Annotated in this window: 3 protein-coding genes, 1 tRNA gene and 1 pseudogene; 3 read left to right on the top strand and 2 right to left on the bottom strand. The window is 64.2% G+C overall.

Translation table 11 applies throughout. The features are described 5' to 3' along the window. Nucleotides 1-25: 25 nt before the first annotated feature. Both ACLP4W_RS17905 and ACLP4W_RS17900 read left to right on the top strand, forming a co-directional pair. Nucleotides 26-98: transfer RNA gene (locus ACLP4W_RS17905), tRNA-Asn, on the top strand. Nucleotides 99-330: 232 nt separating this feature from the next. After that, on the top strand, nt 331-1,719 hold the full coding sequence (locus ACLP4W_RS17900) for a PE domain-containing protein (RefSeq protein ID WP_442388166.1): 1,389 nt from the start codon (nt 331-333) through the stop codon (nt 1,717-1,719). A 176-nt stretch (nt 1,720-1,895) separates the two neighbouring features. On the opposite strand, the gene ACLP4W_RS17895 is transcribed toward ACLP4W_RS17900, so the two are convergent. Next, entirely contained in the window at nt 1,896-2,639 is a 744-nt protein-coding gene (locus ACLP4W_RS17895) for an SDR family NAD(P)-dependent oxidoreductase (RefSeq protein WP_442388164.1), read from the bottom strand. A gap of 174 nt (nt 2,640-2,813) precedes the next feature. On the opposite strand from ACLP4W_RS17895, the gene ACLP4W_RS17890 reads away from it, so the two are divergent. Continuing rightward, the gene (locus tag ACLP4W_RS17890; RefSeq protein ID WP_442388162.1) at nt 2,814-3,452 is read left to right on the top strand and encodes a muconolactone Delta-isomerase family protein; all 639 of its coding nucleotides are present in this window, start codon (nt 2,814-2,816) and stop codon (nt 3,450-3,452) included. Nucleotides 3,453-3,472: 20 nt separating this feature from the next. On the opposite strand, the pseudogene ACLP4W_RS17885 reads toward ACLP4W_RS17890, so the two are convergent. Continuing rightward, a pseudogene (locus tag ACLP4W_RS17885) lies at nt 3,473-3,661 on the bottom strand (IS110 family transposase); the annotation flags it as partial.

The following is a 3,661-nucleotide window of genomic DNA, read 5'->3' as shown; positions in this document are numbered from 1 at the left end:
TAGAGTCGTCCCGCGATCGGGTTAATCCCCTGTAGCTCAATTGGCAGAGCATTCGGCTGTTAACCGAAGGGTTGGAGGTTCGAGTCCTCCCGGGGGAGCAAGCGTTAGCGCAGGCCACCGCTTCTCCCAGGCGTTCATGCCATCCCCGAAGGCGACCGAGCAACCACCCGGGTTGCGGAGCAGGGCCGGAGAAACAGCACAGAATATCTCGGGGAAGCGTGGAGTGTTCCGCCGCGGATCGCCGTACAACGCGATGGTGCCGACTGGTCGCGTCGGCAGGGCGCTGGCTAGTTCGGCTTGGCTTATTGGTCATGACGTAAGATGTGCCTTATGTCGTTTGTGATGGCGGCCCCGGAGATCGTGACAGCGGCGGCAACGGATTTGGCCAATCTCGGCTCGACGATCAGCGCGGCCAATGCGGCGGCGGCGATCCCGGTGACAGGGTTGCTGCCCGCGGCCGCTGATGAGGTGTCGGCGCAGATCGTGGCGTTGTTCGGGGCGCATTCCCAGGAGTATCAGGCGCTCAGTGCGCGGGCGGCGGCGTTTCACGCCCAGTTCGTGCAGGCGTTGAACGCGGCTGCGGGTTCGTATGCGGCCACCGAGGCGGCGAGCGTTTCGCCGTTGCAGACCGTGCGGCAGGATTTGCTGGGCGTGGTGAAAGCGCCCACTCAGACGCTGTTGGGCCACCCATTGATCGGCAACGGCGCGCCTGGGACCGGCGGGCCGGGCCCGATCTTGTCTGGTACCGGCGCGCTTCGCGCGGATATTACGACCGCCGAGGGGGCCCCGGCAGCGACCGGGTTGATCGGTAATGGCGCGGCCGCCGGGGCGCGCGCGGTCGCCAGCACTGCGGCGACTGCATCACCACTTCACCTTGCGCCGCGTGTGATTCAACTCGCCGCATCCGTGAAGACCGACCTCGCCAACCTGGCGGGCGACCTCAATCGAGTGGCCAACACCATCAACCTCGACCTGCTCAACGTCGGTGCGCTGGTGGCTCTCCCGCCCCAGGAATTCCCGGTCACCGGGCCAGTGCAGCTGTTTAACACCACCTCAGCAAACCTGCAGGCGCTGTTGGCAGATTTCCAGGCCGACCCCTTCCCGGTCCTGTCGCAGATCATCACAAACCAGATGGGCTACGCGCAGATACTCGGCACGGGGCTGCAAGGCACCGGCCAGGCCCTGATGCCCATCCTTCAGAATCTGCCCGCCACGCTGCAAACCGCCAACGGTTTCCTCCAGCAGGGAGACGTCTTCGATGCGCTGACGTACCTGTACAACAGCACGGTTGTATCGCCATTGATTAATGGCGGCCTACCGCTGTTGGAATCCCTCAACACAGTCCTCGGGGACATTACGACCAATATCAGCAACTTGGGCCACGACGGTACGGTGTTGCTGTACCTAACACTTCTTCCGCTGCCCCCACCGACCGCTGCCCTCACCGCGTTCGCGGGCGTCAGCCAAGACATCGTCAACGCGGTGGGCAGCGGCAACTACCTGACGGCCCTGGAAGACGTCGCCTTAGCGCCCACCACCATCCTGGGTGGCGCCCTCAACGGGTATCCGGTGACCGCTCCCTTCCTCGACATCGACCCGTCGGCCGGTCTGCTCACCGGTGCGCCCGGCACCAGCCAACCCTCCTTTGGTGATGGTAGTGCTGGGGTGTTCCTGGCGTTGCTCTCCCAGATCGCAATGGATCTGGGAGCCACGGCCTAAACGGGATGAACGGGCTGACGTAGCCGGCTCGCAGCGTCCGGCCGAGTCGGCTCACCATTTGAGCGTCGCGTGGCCCACAAAAAGAGCGGTGCGTCTACCTAAACCAAAACCCGCCCGGGTTGAGGCCGATGTGCTGGTTGTCGAAACCGAGCCCTCCCCGGGAGCTATGCGACGTCTCAGTGTCCCGCGCTCTGGCCGCCGTCGATGTGCAGAGTCTCGCCGGTGACAAAGGTCGCGGCCTCCAGATAGCGAACTCCCTCGACGATGTCGGCGACGGAGCCCATCCGCCCCAGCGGATGCATGGCGGCCAGCGCGGCCGAGTCATCGTCGGCATGCATCGGCGTGGCGATGTGGCCGGGGGAGATGGCATTGACGCGGATTCCGTTGTGCGCGTACTCAATTGCCAGCGATTTGGTGACCGCGGCCAGGCCTCCTTTGGTCAGTGCGGCCAACCCGGCGGGGATCCTAGAGTTGGCCTGTTCGACCAGCGTGGTGGTCACGTTGACCACGTGGCCGCCTTCGCCCTGGTCCAACATGCGCGCGATGGCGCGTTGGGTGATGTGGAAAAACCCGGTCAGATTCACGGCGGTGACGAATTCGTAGTCCGCCACGGTGTACTCGGTGAACGGCTTGGAGACAAAGACGCCGGCGTTGTTGATTAGCGTGTCCACCCGTCCGAACCGCTCGATCGCGGTGGTCACAATGCGGTCAGCGGTCGCGGGTTCGGCGATGTCACCGGCGATGGCGGCCACGCCTGGATTGTCGGCGGGGCTGATCGATCGTGAATTCGCCACTACCGCATAGTTGAGTTCGCGGTACGCGTCGACCAGTGCGGCTCCGATTCCTTGCGAGGCTCCGGTGATGATCGCGACTCGTTGCGGCGTGCCCCGCGGTTGCTGCAAGGCATGATCGGCGGTCATGAAGATCTCCCTTGGTGTACCCAATTTCGGTCCCGCGTCTGACACTGTATTTGTGCAGGTCGTCCGACACACGTCGGACCGGCTCACAGGCAGCGAGCCTTCGGTGCCGTGCGAACAGACGGTGCCCACGACGTCGTAAATCCGCTTCGACCACAACGTATTTCAAGGAGTCTTATGGAATTCCTGGTCAGCATGACAACTCATGTTCCCGATGGGACGTCAACGGAGGCTGTCGACGAAGTCCGGACCCGGGAGGCCGCGCATTCCCGCGAGCTGGCAGAGCAGGGGCACTTACTGCGCTTGTGGCGCCCGCCGCTGCAGCCGGGCGAATGGCGCACTCTCGGCCTGTTCGCCGCCGCGTACGAATACCAACTCGAGGAGGTGCTCGCCTCGATGCCACTGCGGGTCTGGCGTACCGATGATGTGACGGCGCTGGCGGCTCACCCCAATGATCCGGCAGGGCGAACCGGCACGGTGGAACAAGGCCCAGGTCAGGTGATGGAGTTCCTTACGACAATCATCGTCAATGTCCCGGAGAGCGTTCCGACGGAGGTCGTCGACGACGCCATGTCCCGCGAGGCTGAGCGTGCTCGCGAGCTCGCCGAGCAGGGATATCTCGAGCGGCTGTGGGTACTGCCGTCCTGGTCGGGGGACCTACGTGCGCTGGGGCTGTGGCGCGCCTCGGACGCTGCGACGATGACGGCGATCCTGCAATCGCTACCCCTTCAGGCCTGGATGACCGTGGAAACGACGCCCCTGACCGCGCATCCCAACGACCCTATCGATGGGCTTGGTCACCGAAAGGGTGGCTAGACATCCCAGGGATTTAAGTGTCAAGCGGCTGCTGGTGTGCGGTGTGCCCAGGCTTTGTGTTCGTCGTAGAGGGTGTGGTGGCGTAGGCAGCCATGGAGAATGCCGACGAGGCGGTTGCCGAGGGCGCGGAGTGCTTGGTGATGGGTGTCGCCGGTGTTGCGATGTTGGTTGTAGAAGGCCCGTGCACCGGGGCTGGTGGTGAGCGTGCA

Source organism: Mycobacterium sp. (genome assembly GCF_052145595.1).
GTDB lineage: Bacteria > Actinomycetota > Actinomycetes > Mycobacteriales > Mycobacteriaceae > Mycobacterium.
Note: the sequence above shows the minus strand (reverse complement) of the source record. Positions and strands in the feature narration are given on the sequence as shown.